Here is a 19,284-nt window from a genome sequence, read left to right as displayed (position 1 = left end):
GCCCTGTCTCGACCATACCTTTATGGTATACCATTCTGATTCCGAAGCCCCGGCTCCGGCCGCCCGGGGAATAACGGCCCACTCCCCGGGGTTGCACTCTCACGTGAAGATTGAGATCTGGTCCGACGTCGCGTGCCCCTGGTGCTTCATTGGAAAGCGCCGTTTCGAAAAAGCCCTGGAGGCGTTCCCCCACCGTGACGAGGTGGACGTCCACTGGCGAAGCTACCAGCTGGATCCCAGCATTCCCGAACACTACGACGGTACCGAACTCAGCTACCTCAGTGAGCGCAAGGGCATGGCACCCGAACAGGTTCGCACGATGTTCGGTCACGTGACGGAGCAGGCCGCGGGCGAGGGTCTCGCCTACGACTTCGACACCGTGGTGGTGGCCAACAGCTTCACCGCACACCGCCTGATCCACCTGGCCGCGCAGTCCGGGAAGGCTGACGAGGCCAAGGAACGCCTGCTCAGCGACCACTTCGAGCACGGCAAGGACATCGGGAGCCCCGAGTATCTGCGCAGCCTGGGCGCCGAGCTCGGCCTGCCCTCCCAGGACGTGGAGGAGCTCTTCACCACCGACAAGTACTCCGACGCGGTCCGCGAGGACATCGCGGAGGCCCGCGCGATCGGCGTGAGCGGCGTTCCGTTCTTCGTCTTCGACCGGAAGTACGGCGTCTCCGGCGCACAGTCCAGCGAGACCTTCACCCAGGTGCTCGACGAGGTCTGGCAGGAGAGCCACCCGCTGCTGACCCCGGCCGCGGTGGGCGGTGCGACGGTCGGCCGGGCGACGGCGGACGACGCCGAGCTCAACGGTCAGGCCTGCGGCCCCGACGGCTGCTGAGCCGCAGGCCGGGCCGCCTGGGAGAAGGCGTGCTGGAACACACAGTCTTCTCCCAGGCGAAGGCCTCCCTTTTGATGACACAATCCGGTAAAGTGTCTCTATGCCCAAAATCTCCGCGGCCAACAATGTGGCCCAGCGCGCCGAGACCCAGCGGAAGATCCTCACCGCATTCGGCGAACTCCTCTTCACCCAGGGCCTGCCCGGGCTGACCATGACGGATGTGGCGCGTCATGCGGGTATCGGACGCACCGCCGTCTACAACTATTACGCGGACATGGAAGAGCTGCTGATCTCCTACGCGCTCACCGAAACCGAGAAGTTCGTGGCTGAGCTCAAGGCCGGACTGGACTCCCTCGACAACCCGGTCGATCAGCTCGCCCTGTACATCCGGGCCCAGGTCGAGGATCTCACCCGTCGTCACCTGCCCCCGGGACCGGCCATGGCGGCCGTCCTCTCCCCCAAGTCCTTCGCCCGCCTGGCCGATCACGTCGGCGAACTCAACGGGCTGCTCCAGCAGATCCTCCGGCACGGCATGGAGCAGGGCTTCCTGCCGCGCGGCGACGCCGAGTCCCTGGCCCGCCTCATCCTCGGCACCCTCTCCTCCACGGCCTCCCGCGCCAAGTCCCATCAGCCCGGTTCGCCTGAGCTGGAACTGCAGATCGCGGCCACGGTGCGCTTCATCGCCAGTGGCGCCGGAGCGGAGTTCGACGACGCCGGCCGGCCTGTCGTGGTCTCGCCCGCGCTGACCCCGCTGGGCTGACTCTGCTCGGCTGAGCCGGCTGAGCTGAAGCCGCCAGGCTCTCATTCCCCTGGGCCTGAACCCAGGCCGGGCTGGGCCTGACTCAGCTCACTTCGCCGGAGTGCCCGTCGCCGCCGGTTCCCGGGGACAGAGCAGCGGACCCGCGGTCAGGGACACCTTCGCCACGGGCGTCACGTCCGTGAAGCCCTGGAACAGGATGACATCCACCGTCCCGTCGGTGCGGCCGTCCTGGTAGTAATCCGAACCGTGGAACTGACGCTGAACGGACAGCGCCGCGGCATGGCCGTCCTTCCCGGAGACCACCGCCACCGGCGTGTTGAGGGAGAGATCCCGGTTGGTCACCGCGCCCACCACGAATTTCCGGGCCCTGAGCTGCGCGGCCACATTGCCCGCCAGACCCCGCCGGTCCGTGGCATTGAAGACGCTGACCTTCACGGCCGAGTACTTGAGCGGAGTGAACGTCCCCTCCGGACAGACCGAGGTCCGCTGAGGAGTGGACTCCGCCTGCGGGATGCTCAGATAGCCCTTCTGGAGGGCGAACGCCGCCCCCACCGCGGCGGCCAGCAGGAGGAGCAGCACTCCCAGGACCACGCCGTGACGCAAGCGCAGGCGGAAGCGGCGCGAATCGCCGTCGTCGTCCGGATCGCCGGAGAAGGCCGCCTCGAGCTCCTGGCGGGAGACCACATGGCTCCCGTGCAGGCGCTCAGGATCCCGCGCCACCCTGCATCACTCCTCGATGACCAGGACGCGGGCGTGGATGGCGGTCCGCTGGTGCAGGGCGGTGCGCACCGCCCGGTGCAACCCGTCCTCCAGGTACTTCACGCCCTTGTACTCGACCACATGAGGAAACAGGTCACCGAAGAAGGTGGAGTCCTCCGCCAGGAGAGCCTCCAGGTCCAGGGTCCGCTTGGTGGTGACCAGTTCGTCCAGCCGCACGGGACGTGGCGGGAGCGCGGCCCAGTCCTTGGGCGTGTTGTGCCCGTGTTCCGGGTACGGACGTCCTTCACCGACAGCTTTGAAGATCACCCTGCAAGCCTAGGCAAGAATGAGGTTCCGGGGAATCGGCGCGCCGCCTCCGCCGCGAGTCGTAGTGGAACGGTGACCATTTGATGGGTCAGGAACCCGGGTGTTGAATGGTGGGCATGACTGACAGCAGTGCCCCGGCCACTCCCCAGACCCTTTCGCAGGACGGGGCCACCGGTTCCGCGCCGCGGGCGCCCCGCCAGGCGACCATCCCGGTGGAGCCGGGCGACGGGTCCCAGCCTCCGCTGGCACTGCTGCTGGATGTCGACGGGCCCATCGCGAGCCCCGTCACCCGTTCGGTGCCGGACGAGGTGATCGCGGAGCTGCTCTGGCTCGCCTCCGCGGGGGTCCCGGTCATCTTCAACACCGGCCGTTCCGCGGATTTCATCATCCAGCAGGTGGTGCAGCCGATGCTCGCCGCAGGCATCCCGGACGGCCTCGAATTCCTGGCCGTCTGTGAGAAGGGCGCCACCTGGTTCACGTTCGACCGCTCCGGAGCCGGTGAGGTCCAGGTGGACGAGCAGTACAAGGTTCCCGCGAGCTACGCCGCCGCGATCCGCGATCTGGTCCAGCGCAAGTACTCCGACTGGATGTTCTTCGACGAGACCAAACTCGCGATGGTCTCCGTGGAGCAGCACGTGGAGACCCCCAGCGGGGACTACCTCGCCCAGCAGCCCCTCTTCGACGCCGACGCCCTCTCCCTCATGCCCGCACACGCCATGCGCGGCCTCATCCGCTCCACCGCGCCCGAGCAGGCGAACGGCATCAAGGACTCCTCGGCGAGCCATTTCCTGGTGGACCCCACGATCATCTCGACGGACATCGAGCACGCCCGCCTGGGCAAGGACCTGGGCGCCTGGCGCGCGCTCACCTGGCTTCAGGAGCGCGGGCTGGATCCGGAACAGTGGCGCACGGTGGGCGATTCCGGCACGGATTACGCCATGGCCGACTGGCTCCAGGCCCAGGGTCACGCCGTGGCCCATGTGGACGTCCGGCCCGCGGCCGAGCTCCCGGAGAAGCCCTATCACGTGCTGACCTCGGTCCACGTGGGGCTCGGCTCGGACGTGATCAATGACGAGGCCGGCCTGGCCTTCCTCCGCGCCTGGCACGAGCGCCTGGACGGCTGACCTCTCGGTCGGATCAGTCGGACGCCGTCCACGCGGCGGCCACGGTCACTCGCCGAGCGGCGTCATTCCGTGGCGGGTGCCGGTGCCGCGAGCGCAGCCTCGACGGCGGCGATCAGGTCGGCGTCCTCCGGCTCGGTCCGGAAGCCGAAGCGCTCGAGGATCTCGCCGTCGCGGCCGATCAGGAACTTCTCGAAGTTCCACTTGATGAGGCCCGGCAGCAAGGGATGCTTGAAGCGGGTCAGCTCCTGATAGAGCGGGTGCTGTTCCTTGCCGCGCACCTTCGCCTTGGCCGTCAGAGGGAAGCTCACGCCGAAGTTGAGCCGGCAGAATTCGGCGATCTCGGCGTCGTCGCCCGGCTCCTGCCCGGCGAACTGATTGCACGGCACCCCGAGGATCTCCAGGCCCTGGTCCCGGAAGCGTTCGTACAGCCGCTGCAGGCCGTCGTACTGCGGGGTGTAGCCGCACTTGGACGCCACGTTGACCACCAGGACCGCTTTGCCGCGGAACCGTCCGAAGCTCGATTCGGCGCCGTCGTTCATGGTCAGGTCGATGTCATAGAGAGAACTCACCCGCACGAGCCTACGCCGCTCCGGCCGACCTCGCCCACGCCGAGGACGCCGTCACCCTCCCAGGAGGGGCAGGCAGATCGTGATGCCCAGGATGTTGACGACGCACCCAGAATTCTCCGGGGGTTTCGGCGCCGGGGGGATCGGCTGGGGCGCAGGAGGTTTGGGGGCAGGAGGCGGGGCGACCGGCGGAACGGTCGGGGCCGGCGTCGACGGGTTCGCGGGAGTTGACGGCTGAGGCTGCCCGGGCACGACAGGCGCCGGCGACCCGGCACCGCCGTCACCGGGCTGACCACCGGACGGCGTTCCATTCTCACCGGAACCGGGAGCTGGCGCCGTCGGATCGGCGACGCCGGGCTGACCGGTCACCGGAGCGCCGCCACCGGAGGCCCCTTCGCCGGAGGCCCCTTCGCCGGAGATCCCTGCGCCGGACGACTGCGCCGTCAGGTGACCCTGCCCGACGCCGGCACCTGCCGGTCCGTCCACCGGGCGAATCGCCCCGGCACGGGATGCGTCGTTCGCCGGGGCGGACTTCGCCGTCGGCCGGGAGGGGCTTGGCGCCGTGGGGGCCGTGCTGCTCCGGTCGGAGGGCCGGGACAGCGCGACGCCGGGAGCACCGGATGCCGGCGCCTTGCTCTCCGCGCGCGGGACGGCGCTGCTCCCCGCCGCGAGCTGGGGCTGCGGGGTTCCGCCGGACACCAGGGCGGTCGAGACGAGCAGAACGGCACTCAGCGTGGCGAGGGAGACGGCCTGCCGGCTGGCGGGCGTGGCCACGCCCCACGCGGCGAGAGCACCGCTGTCGGCACGGCGTGCTCCGCGGCTCCGGCTCCGGCTCCTGCCCCGCGCCGTGCGGGCCGGCGGCGGAGCGACGCGACGGCCGCTCACCGTCGCCCTTCCCGGGCAGCGTCTGGCTGTGCGGCGACGGCGCCGGAAGCCCAGAACTCAGTCATCACGTGCGAATCCCCCTTGCGCGGCCCTCCCCTGAAAGCCGTCGTCACCGATTCTCTCCCAGTGACACGGGCCACGCCAACCTTGACAGGGTTGTTGCAGGGACAGGGTTGTTGCAGGCGACGGGCCCGGACGGCCGGCCGTGCGATGGTCCCCGGACCGCGCCCGGCCCGGGGCACGGCCAAGGACCGTCCGGATCCCGAGCCGCCGCTCACCGCCTCACAGCGTCTGGATCACGGCCCGTTTCGCGGCCAGGTTCACGGCCCGGTCAGCAGCCCCAGCACTCCCGGAAGCAGCGAGGGGCTCAGCAGGGAGGTGGGGCCCGGCGTTCCGGTCTCCGTCGCTCCCCCGTCCTCCGGGGCAGTCGCGGAACCGCCCTCCGCCGGGGCGCCACTCGGCGAGCCGCCCGAGGGACCCGTGACCGGCGGAACCGTGGGCGCCGGGGTGCCCGTGCCGCTCGGGGTGGGTGCCGGCGTCGTGGGAACCGTCGGCGTCGGAGTGGGCTCGGTGGGAGTCGGGGTGGGGGTCGGCGAACCGCTCGGGCCGGGCGTGGGGTGCGTGGTGGGTCCGGGCGTCGGAGTGCCGGGGTGCGTGGGTTCCGGTCGGGCCGGAGGTGTCTTGGTGCCCGGAGGGATCTTGCCGCCGTCCTTCTCCGCTTCCGGCGTGATGATGCCCTCGGTCCCCGAGGAGCCGCCGGGAAGAGTCCAGGCCGACTTGGCGCCGGACCTCGAGTAGTCGGTGAACGCGATGCGGTCCAGCCGGTCCACCTGCTTGATGGGGTCGAGAGTCCATTGCAGCGGGTTGACGTACTTCCCGTTCTTGATGGTCTCGAAGTGCAGATGGCAGCCCGTGGAGGACCCCGTGGTGCCGACCTTCGCGATCACCTGTCCCACCTCGATGCTCTCGCCCTTGTTGACGGCGATCCCGGACAGGTGGTTGTACGTGGTGACCAGGCCGTTGCCGTGATCGATCTCCACCCGGTTACCGCCACCGTACGGTGACCAGCCAACGTTCCGCACCCGGCCGGCGTCGGCGGCGTACACCAGGGTGCCGCACGCCGCGCCGTAGTCCTGGCCCCAGTGGATCTCACCCACCTCACCGGTGAGCGGATTGATCCTCGGCCCGAACGGCGAGGTGGGGATCAGGACCTCCAGCGGCGAGGACAGATGCCCGGCGGCGGGACGGTGGCGTCCGGACTCGGCCACATTCAGTCGTTCCCGCGCGCCCTTGGGGCGGCTCTGCAGGGTGGTCCGTTCAAAGGAGATGAAGGCCGCGGCTTCCGCCGTCACCGCACCGGCGGCGGGGTGCGCCCCCACCTGGTCGGTCGCCGCCGACGGGACCTGTGGTGCGTCGGAAGCGGTGAACTGCGCTGCTCCGGGAGGCGTCCCCAGAGCCAGCGACAGGAGGACCGCGCCGGCCACGGCCAGGCTCGCCCTCATCGATGTTCCCAACGGCCCCCGGCCGCGATGACGCGGCACGTGGTGGCCCCTCACAGTGCTTCCATCCCCAAGACCTGCACAGCGCTGAACATCCCCTGTTTCGTCTGTGACGACCACCCGACCGGGCGATCACTTCTCAGTGTGCCTCCGCCGCCGTCGCGAATTCAAGGGATTCCCGCGCCCCGTTTCAGCGGCCCTGCGAAAGGAGGGCGCACTCGCCCCTCACGACGGCGAGCCGGTCGCCTCTGAGCACGGAAGACGCTGTGGGGCGCCCCCGGAATCAGGGGGCGCCCCACAGCGTCTGGTCGTCTCATGAGTTCATGTGCATCACGCCCGGCGCAGTGCCGGAGCGCGTCCGAACAGCAGGCCCAGAGCGAGCATGGCGGCGCCGAGTGCGAAGTGGAGGATGTTGTCCGCCATGTTCACGGGGACGAAGTTCCCCGCCGACTCCTCGCCGAAGAAGAGTCCGTAGACGAACAGCACCAGATAGATCACGCCGCCCCACACCAGGAAGTTCCTGGCCCCGGCCGCGCTGCGACCGAGAATCAGCCCGGCGACGCCGAACAGCAGGTGAACCACATTGTGCAGAACGGAGACCTGGAAGATCCCCAGGAGCATGGCGTGCGAATGGTGGCCCGCCGCCTCCATGCCGCCCGTGGTGATCCCCGGGACGAACCCCAGGATCCCCACCAGCAGGAAGACCGCTCCCACCAGGGTCGCGGTCAGACGTACCGGGCTCTTGCCCTGGATGACATTGCTGGACATTTCGTGCTCCTCACCTCGTGCTCCACGGCGCCCGATGCGCCGTCCGGTGACCACGGCCCCCGGCGCGGACTTCCCGCATGATGGATTCGGAGCGGCAGGCCGGGCGGATTGGAAAAGCCCGGGAGAATTTCTCCCGGGCTTTTCTCAGGTGATCTCAGGTGATCGATTCCACGAGGATCGGTTTGGTGGTGGGCTGGGGGGAGCCGCCTTCCGGTTCGAGCGTGACCCCCAGGAAGGAGGCCGAGCCGATCCCTCCGGGCAGCTCGTTCCACGTGGACGCCCCGCCGCCGCTGTTCAGCAGGCCCGCCGGTTTCGCCGCACCCGCCTGGTCGATGAGCCAGAGCTCGTAACTCTTGCCCTGAGGCGCGGCCGCCATCCCGAGGGTCATGACGCCTCCGCGGCCTTCCTTCTCCGAGTGCATGACCAGCATGGTCGCACCCCCGGGGACCGCGAACTGCTTCAGTTTGGCGTCCGGCGCGGCGATGATCCGGTTCATCGCCTCCGCCGGGGAGTCCTGCGCGGCAGCAAGCCGCCGCTCCGCTTCCTCCCGCTGCGACTGCGCCTGGAAGGCCCAGCCTGCCGTTCCCGCGGTGGCCACGGCGAGCACGGTCGCCACGGCGGCCAGCCATCGGGTGGACGACGACGCGCGGCGGGCCGGGAGCGGCACGACCTCCGCGTCGGTGGAGCGGGTGACGGGCGGGGCGATGCGCGCGGAGCCGGCGCCGGCTTCCTCCGCGGCGCGATCGGCGCCGTGGCTCGGAGGAGGCTGCGCCGTCGTCGTATCTTCGGACGCCGACGCCGAGGCCGGCGCCGGGACGGTCCCGGCCGGTTCCTGCACGGCGTCTTCCTGTCCGGCCGGTCCCGTGGCCGCCTCGAACTGGGGCGTGACGGCGATCTGCGCCATGAGCCGGGCCTTCAGGTCCGCGGGCGGCGCCACCGGCGTCGTCCCGGCGGCCAGCAGGGCGGCCACCTGGCTCAGCTCGCGCGCCTCCTCCGCGACCGGGTGGCCAGGGGTGAGTGACTTCTCGAAGTGACGGCGTTCGTCCTCGTCCAGGGCATTGAGCGCGTAGGCGCCGGTCAGCAGATGCAGGTGGTCATCCATGGCCAACTCCTAACGTGTCTCTCAGACGGATCATGCCGTCACGAATTCTGGTTTTCACGGTGCCCAGGGGCAGGTCGAGCGCCTGGGCCACTTCTCCGTAGCTGTACCCGCCGTAGTAGGCGAGTTTGATGGCCTGCCGCTGCACTTCGGTCAGCGACTCCATCGCCTTGTGGACCCGCTCGCTCTCCAGGGCCACCTGGACACGGTGTTCCACGTCGTCGTAACTCTCGCGGTACTCCTTGATGCCCTCCCGCAGGTCCCGCTCCTGGGAGGCCTGCGCGGCCCGGACCCGGTCGACTGCCCGGCGGTGCGCCATCACGGTGATCCACGCCCGCGCCCGTCCACGGTCCGCGTCGAAGCGCTTGGCCTGCTGCCAGACCTCCAGGAAGACCTCCTGGGTCACTTCCTCGCTCTGGGCCGGGTCCCGCAGCACCCGCAGCACCAGGCCGTGGACGTGCGGTGCGAGCGCGTCGTAGAGGCTGCCGAACGCCGACTGGTCGCCTTGCGCCACCAGGGCCATCAGCTCGTCGACGTCGGCGGACGCGGAAGGTCCCGTTCCAGGGGGATGCATGTACATCACTGTCTCATGTCCGCTCATGTTCGACCGCCACCTGCTCGCCGGGACTGGAAGAGCGGCGGGCCTGCCGGCCCGCCGCCCGGGTCTCACCTGGGATCCTGCTGCTCCGGGCTACTTGGCCGGGGGCACGAGGACCGAGTCCACCAGGTAGACGGTCGCGTTGGCCGTCCGGACACCGCCACAGATCACGGAGGCGCCGTTGACCTTCAGATTGTCACCGGAGCCGGAGACGGTGACCTTCTGGCCTTCGACGGTGTCATGCGTGCCCACGATCGACGCCGGCTCGATCTGGCCCGGCACCACGTGGTAGGTCAGGATCTTCTTGAGCGCCGGGGCGTCCTTCTTGAGGCTGTCGATGGTCGCCGCGTCGATCTTGGCGAACGCGCTGTCCACCGGGGCGAACACCGTGAACTGGCTGCCGTTCAGAGTGTCGACCAGGTTCACCTGCGGGTTCAGCTTGCCGGACACCGCCTGGACCAGGGTCTTCAGCAGCGGGTTGTGAGAGGCCGCCACGGCCACCGGGTCGGTGGACATGCCCTGAACGGAACCGGGGCCGCTCGGGTTGGCGGACGCGTACGCCTGGCAGCCGGGGCCCACCAGGTTCGCGGCGGGATCCATGCTGGGGCTGGCGGCCGCGCTGCTGGACGTCATGGCCGGAGAGGGCGCGGACGACGTCGCGGCGCCGCCGCTCATCCCACCGCTGCACGCTGCGAGCCCGAGGGGCACGAGGGCTGCGAGACCGGCCAGGGTGGATACACGCTGGATCTTCTTCATGATGATGCTCCTCTTCAAAGGTGTGCGGTCCGCATCCAGAAGCTGGGCTGACCTGTTGGTGCCAGTACTTCGGAGCGGGGGTCGCAGACGGATTGGAGGAATTTCCGGAAACTTTCCGAGACGCCTCGTGAACGCGGTCCTCGGGGCTCTGCGGGCGGCGTTCCATGCGTCCGGCGAGCGCCGCCCCGGAGGAACGACGACGGCGGGTCGTGGCGGGGTCGTGGCCGGGGCCCGGCGGCGGTCCAATCCCCCGGTCCAATCCGCCGGGGCACGGCGCGCCGAATACCCGGCATGGACACGAACATCATCATCGGCTTCCTGGGCGGTCTGGTGACCGGTATATCGCCCTGCATCCTGCCCGTACTGCCGGTCATCTTCTTCTCGGGAGGCCTGGACAGCGCACGACGCGATCCCGGCGCCGCTCCCGGTGAGGACGACGCGCCCGCCCGGGCCGTCTCCCGGTGGCGGCCCTACCAGGTGATCGCGGGGCTGGTGATCAGTTTCAGTGTCTTCACGCTGCTCGGTTCCCTGCTCCTCGGCCTGCTCGGCCTGCCCCAGGACATCTTCCGCTGGGCCGGCATCGCGGTGCTGGCGGCGGTGGGGCTCGGCATGCTCATCCCGCGCCTGGAGGAGTGGCTGGAACGGCCCTTCTCCTGGATCCCCCGGCGTCAGGTGGACGCCCGGAAGCGCGGCGGCTTCAGCCTGGGCCTCGCACTCGGGGCCGTCTTCGTCCCGTGCGCCGGACCGGTCCTGGCCGCGATCACCGTCTCCGGCGCCACCGGCCGCATCGGCGCCGGGACCCTGGCGCTCACGCTGTCGTTCGCCGTCGGCGTCGCGATCCCTCTGCTGTTCTTCGCCCTGGCCGGCCGCGGGCTCGCCGAACGCCTCAAGGCGTTCCGGCGCCGTCAGAAGGGCATCCGCATCCTGGCGGGCGTGCTCATGATCGCCCTCGCGGCGGGTCTCGCCTTCGACCTTCCCGCCGCCGTCCAGCGCCTCATCCCGGACTACACCGCGTCCTTCCAGGAGAAGCTCACCCCTTCACAGGGCAGCCCCCTGGACCTGGGCGGCGTGGCCACGGAGGAGAACAAGGACCTCTCCAAGTGCACGCAGGGCTCCACGGAACTCCAGGACTGCGGGGCCGCGCCGGAGCTCCGGGGCATCAACGCCTGGCTCGGCTCGGACCCCCTCACGCTCCGGCAGCTCAAGGGCAAGGTGGTCCTGCTCGACTTCTGGGCCTACTCCTGTATCAACTGCCAGCGGTCCCTGCCCCACATCACCGCCCTGGACAAGGCCTACCGTGACGCGGGGCTCCAGGTGATCGGCGTCCACACGCCGGAGTACGCCTTCGAACGGGAGACCCGCAACGTGAGCGCCGGCATCAAGGACCACGGCATCCAGTACCCGGTGGCCCTCGACAACTCCTATGCCACCTGGACCGCATACCGCAACCGTTTCTGGCCTGCGCAGTACCTCATCGACGCTCAGGGGAACGTGCGGCACATCCAGCAGGGCGAGGGCGGCTACGCCCTGACCGAGAAGCTCATCCGTTCGCTGCTCGGTTCCGCGCAGCCCGGCAAGGAGCTGCCCTCCGCCGTCGAGACCGGGTCGGCGGGACAGGAGGACGCCCTGCCGCAGAACACCACGCGGGAGACGTTCCTGGGAGTGGCGAAGCAGGTCAACTACTCCGGCAGGGCCACGTACCGCTCCGGGACGTCCCTCTTCGCCTATCCGGCGTCGCAGGCTCCGGACAGCTTCGCGCTCACCGGCTCCTGGACTCTGGAGTCCCAGCGCATCTCGGTGCCGCAGGGCGCACCCGCACCGGGTTCGGGGGTCCGGCTGAGTTTCCACGCCCGGCAGGTCCAGGTGGTGCTGGGCGGCGCCGGATCCGTGACCGTGAAGGGCCCTGACGGGGAGAAGACCCTCCAGGTCTCCGGGCCGCCGAAGTCCTACGTGGTCCATCAGGGCGACGTCTCCGGGCCCGGCACCCTGGAGCTGCGGCCGACGCCGGGCGTGCAGCTCTACTCGTTCACGTTCGGGTGAGGTGAGGCGATCGTTTCGCGGCGCCGCGCGCTGAGGGCGGACTCGGTGAGTGACGGGGGGATTTGAACCCCCGGTGCCGAAAATACCCGCGGTGAATTCGTTGACAGAAGGGCCGAAAATGTCAACAGCCCCGGAAACTTCGTTGAGTTTCCGGGGCTGTCTCGGCGGAGAATGGGGGATTTGAACCCCCGAGGGCGTTAACCCAACACGCGTTCCAGGCGTGCGCCATAGGCCGCTAGGCGAATTCTCCATTGCCCTAAGGGCAGGTATCAGCTTAGCGGACCTCCAGCGAGAGCGCCAATCAGGGGTGCTTCGGGACCTGGGACCCGGTCGATTTCCCCGTCCGCGTCCCTGCCGCTAAGCTGGTTACCGACTCCTCGCGTGGCGTCATCCTGCCGAACTCCCCCAGGACCGGAAGGTAGCAAGGGTAAGTGGGCTCTGGCGGGTGCGCGAGGGGTCTTCTACGTTAAGGCCCGGCCGGCCCGGAGCCGCGAGACCACGACTTCTTCTGTCAGTCTCGATTGGTAGGGTTTCCCTGTGACCCAAGCCAGCGCTCTCTACCGCAGATACCGCCCCGACACCTTCGCGGACGTGATCGGTCAGGAGCACGTCACGGTCCCCCTGATGACGGCTCTGAAGAAGAACCGCGTCAACCACGCTTACCTGTTCTCCGGCCCGCGCGGCTGCGGCAAGACCACCTCGGCACGCATCCTCGCCCGTTGCCTGAACTGCGAACAGGGCCCCACGGACACCCCCTGCGGCGTCTGCCCCAGTTGCGTCGAACTGGCCCGCGGCGGAGCCGGCTCGCTGGACGTCATCGAGATCGACGCGGCCAGCCACGGCGGCGTCGACGACGCCCGTGACCTCCGCGAGCGCGCCACCTTCGCCCCGGCCCGGGACCGCTACAAGATCTTCATCATCGATGAGGCCCACATGGTCACCTCGGCGGGCTTCAACGCGCTGCTGAAGATCGTGGAGGAGCCGCCGGAGCACATCAAGTTCATCTTCGCCACCACGGAGCCGGACAAGGTGATCGGCACCATCCGTTCACGCACACACCATTACCCCTTCCGCCTGGTCCCGCCGGAGCCGCTGCTGGCCTACCTGGAGCAGCTCTGCGAGCAGGAGAACGTCCCGGTGGCGCCGGGCGTGCTGTCGCTCGTCATCCGCGCGGGCGGCGGCTCGGTGCGTGACTCGCTTTCCGTGCTGGATCAGCTCATGGCGGGCGCCGGGCCCCAGGGTCTCGACTACGAACTGGCCGTGTCGCTGCTGGGGTACACGCACGCGTCACTCCTCGATGACGTGGTGGACGCCGTCGCGGCCCACGACTCCGCCACGGTCTTCCGCGCCGTGGACCGGGTGCTGCAGACCGGCCACGACCCCCGCCGCTTCGTCGAGGATCTGCTCGAACGGTTCCGCGACCTCATCATCGTGCAGGCCATGCCGGACAGCGCCGCCACCATCCTGCGCGGCATGCCGCAGGATCAGATCGCGCGCATGCGCCAGCAGGCGCTGACCCTGGGACCGGCCGAACTGTCCCGCTCCGCGGACGTGACGAACGCCGCGCTGTCCGAGATGACCGGCGCCACCTCGCCCCGGCTGCACCTGGAACTGCTCTGCGCCCGGCTGATGCTCCCCGCATCCGACAGCACCGAACGCGGCGCGGCCGCCCGTCTGGATGCCCTGGAACGCCGTCTCACCCTGGGAGGAGCGCCCACCCAGGTCCCTGCTCAGATCCCTGCGCAGGCCCCTGTTCAGACCCCAGCACAGCTGCCGCTTGCGGCGGCGCCCGCCGCGAGCGCGCCGGCAGTCACCCGGAACGACGACGCCGTCGCCTCCGCCCAGCGGACCGACGCCACCCAGCGGCAGGAGACCGCCCGGCTTGCGGAGTCCGCTCCGCGTCCAGACGGTGCGCCGCGCGTCGACAACGCCGAGGCCGAACGTGGTCCCGTCGGAGGAGCCCCGGCCGGGCCTGCCTCTGCCGAGCGTCGCCCGGAGCCCGGGACCACGCAGCCGCCGTCGAACGCTCCGGTCCCTCCGGCGCGGGAGTCGGCCGCCTCCGCAGCCCCCACGCGGGAAACCGTCTCCGAGTCCATGCCTCGCCCTGGGGAATCCGCGCCGACGCCTCCGGCCTCCCCGGTTCAGACTTCCCCCGCGCAGGCCGCTCCTCAGGCTTCTGCTCCACCGGCTCAGCAGCAGAGCGCCCCGGCGCCCCAGGGCGGCGGGGACGTCGAGGCGCTGCGCCGTGCCTGGCCGCAGATCCTGGACCGTCTGGGCAAGATCAAGCGCAGCACCTGGGCCCTCGTGGCCCCCAACGCCACCGTGGCGCGGCTGGACGGCGACGCCGTGATCCTGTCCTTCTCCACGAGCGGCCTGGCCGGGGCGTTCGGCCGCGGCGACCACAAGACGCACCTCCAGGCGGCGGTCAAGGATGTCCTGGGTTTGGACTGCCGGGTCGAAGCCGTGGCGGGCGACTCCTCCGCTCCCCCGCCGTCGTTCCAGGCCTCGCGGCCGAGCGCTCCGGAGGAGCCGTCCGCGCCGTCTCCTGCCGCCTCCACCTCGATGGAGGAACCCCCGGGCTGGGGCGACAGCCCAAAAGCATCGGCTAGCCGGGAGAATCCCCCTACGGCTAGCGGCCCCGGCAGGACAGCGGCTCAGGCTCAGGCTCAGAGGGACGTTCCCGCCGGGGAATTCCACCCCCTGGACCAGCCCCGCGACGAGGACGAGCCTCCCCTCGACGAGGAACCGCCCTTCGATGACGGCCCGGCCGACTGGGGCCGTCCGCAGGCTCCCGCCGCGCCGTCCACTCCCGCACCCGCGGCACGCCAGGCCGCGGCTCCCGCGGACGGCCCGTCCGGGCCCGCGGTCTCTTCCGCCACGCTCCAGGACGACCCCTGGTCACGGGCCCGCGAGGTCTCACCCGGTCGCTGGACGGTCGGGACCGAGAGCAACGTCAGCGCCGGAAACAGTGGTTCCGCGCCGGCCGCGGCCACCTCAGGCCAGGGATTCCAGGATCCGGAGTTCGAGGACGAGGACGTTCACGAAGAGGACCTCTCCGGCACCGGCCCCGTCAACCCGAGCGGCCCCGCACACCCGGCCGGTCCGGCGGAAGCCACGTCTGCTCCGGACACGGCGCCCCGTTCCGCGGGCAGCGCCGATCAGGGCAGCACCGTTCAGGACAGCACCGTTCAGAGCAATACCGTTCAGGGCGGCGGGGAGGATCCTTGGGGCCTGCCCGCCGAACCGGCGGTCGCCGGCCGTCCGTCGGCGCCCTCGCCGGCAGAGCCGCCCCACGCCTCCCAGGCGGGCCCGCTCGCGGCCGCCCCGGCGTCGCGCACGGCTGAACGCACGGCTGAGCCGGCCGCACCCGCCGGTCGTGGTGAGCCTGACCGCGGCGAGTCCGGCCACGATCCGAACGACGGCGGCCAGAGTCTCTACCAGCGGCTCTCCAACAGCCCGCAGGCGCAGCGCGCCCGGGAGGAGGCGCGCCGGGCCGCCCCGGCGGCGGCTCAGAACCCGGACGGCAGCGTGGCGGGCTACGCGGTGGACGAAATCAGCGCCGATGATGAGACCATCGAAGAATCAAGCACCTTCGGCCGTGCCGCCGTGGAACGCCTGCTGGACGGGACTCTCATCGAGGAGACCACTCTGGACGGCACGCCGATCATCCGCCGCTGACCGCGCCGGAACCGACCGGGACCCCCGGGACCGAACTGCAGTGACAACGTGAGCTGCAGCCGAATGACTGAACCGTACGAAAAGAGGACGCCGTGTACGAGGGCGCTGTTCAAGAGCTGATCGACGAGCTCGGACGCCTGCCGGGGATCGGCCCCAAGTCCGCGCAGCGGCTTGCCTTCCACATCCTCGAGGCGGACGCGGAGGACATGCGCAAGCTGTCCGAGGCCATCACGGCGGTCAAGACCCGGGTGAAGTTCTGCACCATCTGCGGCAACGTCTCCGAGCAGGACACGTGCAGCATCTGCCGTGACCCTCGCCGCGACGCCAGCATCATCTGCGTGGTGGAGGAGTCCAAGGACGTCATGGCCGTCGAGCGGACCCGGAGCTTCCGCGGCCGCTACCACGTGCTGGGTGGCGCCATCAGCCCCATCGACGGGATCGGCCCGGAGAAGCTCCGCGTGCGGGAACTCCTCACCCGGCTCTCCGATGACACGGTCCAGGAGATCATCATCGCCACGGACCCCAACGTGGAGGGCGAGGCCACGGCGACGTACCTCATCCGCACCCTGAAGCCGATCGGCGTCAACGTCAGCCGCCTGGCCTCCGGCCTGCCGGTGGGCGGGGACCTGGAGTACGCGGACGAGGCCACCCTGGGCCGGGCGTTCGCCGGGAGACTCGCGGTCTGACCAGGACCGGATCAGACCACGCCCCGTGACCGGACGCACCTGGCAGGGAATCGCTGAACGTCCGTACTAGATTGGCCTCATGGCCATCTCCGGGACTCCTCTGGGCGCCCAGCCCGCACCGCCCATCACGCCCATCGCCACGGACCGCCTGGTGCTCCGTCCCACCGAGCTCTCCGACGCCCCGGCCCTGGAGAAGATCCGCGGCAGCGAGGAGACCACGCGGTACCTGTCCCACGAACCGCTGGATCCCACGGCGGTGCGCGACCGGATCGCCTCGGACCGAGAGCGCGCCACCGCGTCCACCGCCACCGTCTTCAGGCATGCCTGGGCCCTCGAGCTGCGGGCCACCGGGCAGGTGATCGGCGAGGCGAGCACCTGGACCACCCGGACTCCCCCGGAACCCGGGCACCTCGAACCGGGTCAGGCGGCACTCGGCTACGTCCTGGACCCGGATTATCACCGGCAGGGTTACGGCCGGGAGGCCGCGAAGGCCCTGGTGAACTGGCTGTTCACGGAACGGGACATCCGCACCGCCTTCGCGGGCGTCTTCGAACCGAACCTCGCGTCCCAGGCGCTGCTGAAAAGCCTGGGATTCACCCCGGACCGCTGGTTCACCGCCGAACAGGACCAGAGCGGCAAGGGCCTGCCGTCCATCCGCTTCCGTTTGGACCGCCAGGACCCGGCCTGACGCCGGGTCCAGCATGTGAGTCACATTTTCCGCACTGCGAGACGACGGCGATAAAATGGCTGCACGCGGTCTGCGCCCTGCCCGGGCCGCACGTCACGGACGCAGAGGTCCGCCACCCCCAGAACCTGGTGCCACCCGGCGCCCGACCAGTAAGGGTCCATGCATGAGTCTGCCCACCAGTGAGCTGCCCGCAGCAGAACTGACCACCGAGCCCGGGGCCGGCACGCCCGCCACCGGCACCACCAAGCAGCTCATCGTCCAGAAGTTCGGCGGCTCCTCCGTGGCGGACGCCGACGGCATCAAGCGCGTGGCCGCCCGCGTGGTGGCCGCCCGAAACGCGGGCAACGACGTCGTCGTGGTGGTCTCCGCCATGGGTGACACCACCGATGAGCTGCTGGATCTGGCCGGACAGGTCACGGACGGCGCTCCGGCCCGCGAGATGGACATGCTCCTCTCCGCCGGCGAGCGCATCTCCATGGCCCTGCTCTCGATGGCCATCAACAAGCAGGGCGCCGTGGCTCAGTCCTTCACCGGTTCGCAGGCCGGCATGCTGACGGACGCCATCCACGGCAAGGCCCGCATCATCGACGTGGATCCGCACCGCGTCCGCACCGCTCTGGACAAGGGCCACATCGCGATCGTCGCCGGGTTCCAGGGCATGAGCCAGGACACCAAGGAAGTCACCACGCTGGGCCGTGGCGGCTCGGACACCACGGCCGTGGCGCTCGCCGCCGCCCTGGACGCCGATGTCTGCGAGATCTACACGGACGTGGACGGCATCTTCACCGCGGATCCGCGCGTGGTCGGCTCCGCCCAGAAGATCGCGACCATCTCCAGTGAGGAGATGCTCGAACTGGCCGCGTCCGGCGCGAAGATCCTGCACTTGCGCTGCGTCGAGTACGCCCGCCGCTTCGGCGTGCCGCTGCACGTCCGCTCATCCTTCAGCCAGCACGAGGGCACCTGGGTCCTGCCCAGCCCCGATGACAAGATCACCATCAAAGAGGGAGTTGCCTTGGAGCAGCCAATCATCTCCGGCGTCGCACACGACCGTTCCGAAGCCAAGGTCACCGTGGTGGGTGTCCCGGACATCCCCGGCAAGGCCGCCGCGATCTTCCAGGTCATCGCCAAGGCGCACTCGAACATCGACATGATCGTGCAGAACGTGTCCACCAAGGGCACGGGCCACACTGACATCTCCTTCACCCTCCCGATCGTCGAGGGCGCCGATGCGCTGGAGGCACTTCGCGCCGCGCAGCCGGAGATCGGTTTCGAGAGCATCGATTACAACTCCGAGATCGGCAAGCTGTCCCTGATCGGTGCCGGCATGCGTTCCCACCCGGGCGTCTCCGCCACGTTCTTCAAGGCGCTCTCCGACGCAGGAATCAACATCGACATGATCTCCACCTCGGAGATCCGCATCTCCGTGGTGACCCGCGCGGATCTGCTGGATGACGCGGTGCGCGCCATCCACAAGGCGTTCGAGCTCGACGGCGACGCCACCGCCACCGTGTACGGCGGCACCGGCCGCTGAGGACGGGGGCACCGGCTGCTTAACGCGGACGACGACGGCGGGGAACCGCCSTCGTCGTCCGCGTTAAGGGTGCTGGACCCGGGATGAGTCACTTACGTGTCGCGTAGTGGTGACCCTGGGAATCCGTTTCGATCTCGAAATGGCTGAGGTCCTCTTGCGAGGCTTCCTCGAATTCGTCGTGCCGGTGGACCACCGGTGCCGACTGGTCGCCATGCGACGCGGGGCCGAACAGCTTTGCGGCGTTCTCCGTGAGGTGCATGAATTTCTCGGTCTTCGTGGTCATGCCTGCCACCTCCTGCCCACGCCGGGCAGTCCCTCCGCCCCAGGCGCTTAAGTCCATTTTAAGTCCGCCCGGCGGGAAAAGACCCTGCGCGGTGGGGATTCCCGGAGCCTGCGCTGCTCAGCGGAGGGAATGGTCGTCCGGATTCCGCGAGACCACGTACGTGCTGCCGTCCGGCCGGGTCATGGTCTCCCACTGGAGCGTCTCGGCCTGGCGCTGAGCCAGGAGAACCTTGTTCTCCTCGGTCATCTCATGGTCCAGCGCACTGCGGTTCGCCGGTCCGAAGACCGCCCGGAACTTGCCGGTGGCCCGCATGAAGCGTTGCGTGAAGTTCTCGTCGTTCATCTCTCTCCCTCGGTTCAGGGGCTGGCTCCTCAGAGCATCCTCGACCTGCTCAGCATAGCAATTGTTTAGTACACTAACTAATCGGGGGCGGGGCCTCTCGACAAGGCCTTGACA

General features: G+C 69.7%; 19 protein-coding genes, 1 tRNA gene and 1 other RNA gene. 9 read left to right on the top strand and 12 right to left on the bottom strand.

Annotated features, from left to right (window positions below):
• Window positions 1-103: 103 nt before the first annotated feature.
• Window positions 104-841 (top strand): DsbA family oxidoreductase, encoded by a 738-nt coding sequence (locus tag AB4Y75_RS10825; RefSeq protein ID WP_441435884.1) that lies wholly within the window; start codon window positions 104-106, stop codon window positions 839-841.
• 100 nt (window positions 842-941) lie between these two features.
• Window positions 942-1,601 (top strand): TetR/AcrR family transcriptional regulator, encoded by a 660-nt coding sequence (locus tag AB4Y75_RS10820; protein WP_441435883.1) that lies wholly within the window; start codon window positions 942-944, stop codon window positions 1,599-1,601.
• A gap of 87 nt (window positions 1,602-1,688) precedes the next feature.
• Here the strand turns inward: AB4Y75_RS10820 and AB4Y75_RS10815 are convergent, their stop codons facing one another.
• Window positions 1,689-2,321 (bottom strand): LytR C-terminal domain-containing protein, encoded by a 633-nt coding sequence (locus AB4Y75_RS10815; RefSeq protein WP_441435882.1) that lies wholly within the window; start codon window positions 2,319-2,321, stop codon window positions 1,689-1,691.
• 6 nt (window positions 2,322-2,327) lie between these two features.
• A complete protein-coding gene (locus AB4Y75_RS10810; RefSeq protein WP_066214766.1) occupies window positions 2,328-2,627 on the bottom strand; it encodes a type II toxin-antitoxin system VapB family antitoxin in 300 nt (99 codons plus the stop codon).
• Window positions 2,628-2,743: 116 nt separating this feature from the next.
• Here AB4Y75_RS10810 and AB4Y75_RS10805 point away from each other — a divergent pair, with 116 nt between their 5' ends.
• Entirely contained in the window at window positions 2,744-3,751 is a 1,008-nt protein-coding gene (locus tag AB4Y75_RS10805) for an HAD family hydrolase (protein WP_441435881.1), read from the top strand.
• A 62-nt stretch (window positions 3,752-3,813) separates the two neighbouring features.
• On the opposite strand, the gene AB4Y75_RS10800 is transcribed toward AB4Y75_RS10805, so the two are convergent.
• From AB4Y75_RS10800 to AB4Y75_RS10770, 7 genes are all read right to left on the bottom strand, one after another.
• On the bottom strand, window positions 3,814-4,320 hold the full coding sequence (locus AB4Y75_RS10800; protein WP_441435880.1) for a glutathione peroxidase: 507 nt from the start codon (window positions 4,318-4,320) through the stop codon (window positions 3,814-3,816).
• Between the two features lie 51 nt (window positions 4,321-4,371).
• On the bottom strand, window positions 4,372-5,202 hold the full coding sequence (locus AB4Y75_RS10795; protein WP_441435879.1) for a hypothetical protein: 831 nt from the start codon (window positions 5,200-5,202) through the stop codon (window positions 4,372-4,374).
• A 320-nt stretch (window positions 5,203-5,522) separates the two neighbouring features.
• Window positions 5,523-6,704 (bottom strand): M23 family metallopeptidase, encoded by a 1,182-nt coding sequence (locus AB4Y75_RS10790; protein WP_441435878.1) that lies wholly within the window; start codon window positions 6,702-6,704, stop codon window positions 5,523-5,525.
• A gap of 327 nt (window positions 6,705-7,031) precedes the next feature.
• Window positions 7,032-7,469: a DUF4383 domain-containing protein gene (locus tag AB4Y75_RS10785; RefSeq protein ID WP_441435877.1), complete on the bottom strand. Its 438-nt coding sequence runs from the start codon at window positions 7,467-7,469 to the stop codon at window positions 7,032-7,034.
• 154 nt (window positions 7,470-7,623) lie between these two features.
• Complete coding sequence (locus AB4Y75_RS10780; protein ID WP_441435876.1) at window positions 7,624-8,571, bottom strand: anti-sigma factor domain-containing protein; 948 nt, start codon at window positions 8,569-8,571, stop codon at window positions 7,624-7,626.
• Entirely contained in the window at window positions 8,564-9,142 is a 579-nt protein-coding gene (gene sigK, locus AB4Y75_RS10775) for an ECF RNA polymerase sigma factor SigK (RefSeq protein WP_441435875.1), read from the bottom strand. The genes AB4Y75_RS10780 and sigK overlap by 8 nt, the downstream gene beginning before the upstream one ends.
• Before the next feature lie 117 nt (window positions 9,143-9,259).
• Window positions 9,260-9,922, bottom strand: coding sequence for a fasciclin domain-containing protein (locus AB4Y75_RS10770; RefSeq protein ID WP_441435874.1), 663 nt, complete (start codon window positions 9,920-9,922; stop codon window positions 9,260-9,262).
• A 291-nt stretch (window positions 9,923-10,213) separates the two neighbouring features.
• Between AB4Y75_RS10770 and AB4Y75_RS10765 the strand changes: the two genes are divergently transcribed.
• The gene (locus tag AB4Y75_RS10765; protein ID WP_441435873.1) at window positions 10,214-11,962 is read left to right on the top strand and encodes a cytochrome c biogenesis protein DipZ; all 1,749 of its coding nucleotides are present in this window, start codon (window positions 10,214-10,216) and stop codon (window positions 11,960-11,962) included.
• 165 nt (window positions 11,963-12,127) lie between these two features.
• Here the strand turns inward: AB4Y75_RS10765 and AB4Y75_RS10760 are convergent.
• A tRNA-Ser gene (locus tag AB4Y75_RS10760) sits at window positions 12,128-12,212 on the bottom strand.
• 118 nt (window positions 12,213-12,330) lie between these two features.
• On the opposite strand from AB4Y75_RS10760, the gene ffs reads away from it, so the two are divergent.
• The 5 genes from ffs (at window position 12,331) to AB4Y75_RS10735 (ending at window position 18,545) form a co-directional block, all read left to right on the top strand.
• Window positions 12,331-12,427, top strand: an RNA gene (ffs, locus tag AB4Y75_RS10755) — signal recognition particle sRNA small type.
• Window positions 12,428-12,499: 72 nt separating this feature from the next.
• Complete coding sequence (locus AB4Y75_RS10750) at window positions 12,500-15,640, top strand: DNA polymerase III subunit gamma and tau (RefSeq protein WP_441435872.1); 3,141 nt, start codon at window positions 12,500-12,502, stop codon at window positions 15,638-15,640.
• 92 nt (window positions 15,641-15,732) lie between these two features.
• Window positions 15,733-16,326 carry a recombination mediator RecR gene (recR, locus tag AB4Y75_RS10745; protein WP_066214750.1) on the top strand — a complete coding sequence of 198 codons (594 nt, stop codon included), beginning with the start codon at window positions 15,733-15,735 and terminating at the stop codon, window positions 16,324-16,326.
• A 79-nt stretch (window positions 16,327-16,405) separates the two neighbouring features.
• Complete coding sequence (locus AB4Y75_RS10740) at window positions 16,406-17,014, top strand: GNAT family N-acetyltransferase (protein WP_441435871.1); 609 nt, start codon at window positions 16,406-16,408, stop codon at window positions 17,012-17,014.
• A gap of 163 nt (window positions 17,015-17,177) precedes the next feature.
• A complete protein-coding gene (locus tag AB4Y75_RS10735) occupies window positions 17,178-18,545 on the top strand; it encodes an aspartate kinase (protein WP_441435870.1) in 1,368 nt (455 codons plus the stop codon).
• A gap of 88 nt (window positions 18,546-18,633) precedes the next feature.
• Here AB4Y75_RS10735 and AB4Y75_RS10730 read toward each other — a convergent pair whose 3' ends face one another.
• Together AB4Y75_RS10730 and AB4Y75_RS10725 are read right to left on the bottom strand one after the other, a co-directional pair.
• A complete protein-coding gene (locus tag AB4Y75_RS10730) occupies window positions 18,634-18,828 on the bottom strand; it encodes a hypothetical protein (RefSeq protein WP_441435869.1) in 195 nt (64 codons plus the stop codon).
• Between the two features lie 117 nt (window positions 18,829-18,945).
• A complete protein-coding gene (locus tag AB4Y75_RS10725) occupies window positions 18,946-19,170 on the bottom strand; it encodes a hypothetical protein (protein ID WP_441435868.1) in 225 nt (74 codons plus the stop codon).
• Between the last annotated feature and the right edge of the window lie 114 nt (window positions 19,171-19,284).

Source organism: Arthrobacter sp. RAF14 (genome assembly GCF_052114185.1).
GTDB lineage: Bacteria > Actinomycetota > Actinomycetes > Actinomycetales > Micrococcaceae > Arthrobacter_E.
Note: the sequence above shows the minus strand (reverse complement) of the source record. Positions and strands in the feature narration are given on the sequence as shown.